Genomic DNA, 758 nt, shown 5'->3' with positions numbered 1-758 from the left:
AGGGCGTGAAAAATTTAAGGCGTTAGCGTCACGGCATAAAAAACACTGGAAACCGAACGGATTGACCTTTTCGGAGTTGATCCGATGGGCAATAGAGTGCGGAACTCCCGAACAATGTCAGCTTGTTTTAGCGTTATACCATTGCACAAACGATGATGATTATCAGGCGGTGGGAATTCAGTTAAGCCGAAGTATTGATAATGCAAATGTCAGCCCGATCATCTTTTTCACAGGTAAAAATCAACGATTATTAGGCGATATTTCGATGCTAAAACAGCTCGAAGAAAAGGTGCGCTGACGTTAGGTTTACCTATTATTTTATGTATTATCCTATCTATTATTCTATCTCTTATTTTATCTATTTCGTCTGTAATAGGTAGAATAATACATAGAATAAGATACAGAATAATAGATAGAAGCTGAAAAAGTCATGATGCTTAGCGCATCAAAGCCACTCATTTTCTGGACGAAAATGAATGACTTAAGGCTCCGCCCTCTGACTATTTTCTTCGGCTGGACGCCTGCGAAAAAAGCCATTCACCCAAGCCCGTCAAACTCACTGCGTTCGTCTGACCACCCCCTTTTTTCGCCCCTGTATTTGGTCGCTCAAAAATGTGGTGGTCAGACGCTTCGCTTGACGGGGGGCTTTGCCCCCAAAACGAAACACGTTCACTGGGGTTCACTTGCCATCGCTGGGGCGTGTCATTTCGTTTCGGCTCCCCCTGTTTTTCCCTTTCTTCGCTGGACGCTCATCAGGA

At 44.1% G+C, this 758-nt stretch carries 2 protein-coding genes; both read left to right on the top strand.

The annotated features are described in order from the left end of the window. A partial coding sequence (locus ABN236_RS19265) for a hypothetical protein (protein ID WP_349474721.1) occupies window positions 1-298 on the top strand: 298 nt, incomplete at its 5' end. A gap of 132 nt (window positions 299-430) precedes the next feature. Beyond that, the coding region (locus tag ABN236_RS19260) for a hypothetical protein (RefSeq protein WP_349474720.1) at window positions 431-758 on the top strand (328 nt) is incomplete at its 3' end.

The sequence above is a fragment of the Proteus sp. fly-1013 genome, from assembly GCF_040140245.1.
Classification (GTDB): Bacteria; Pseudomonadota; Gammaproteobacteria; order Enterobacterales; family Enterobacteriaceae; genus Proteus; species Proteus mirabilis_B.
The sequence above is the reverse complement of the archived record's forward strand: the minus strand, read 5'-3'. Positions and strand labels throughout refer to the sequence as shown.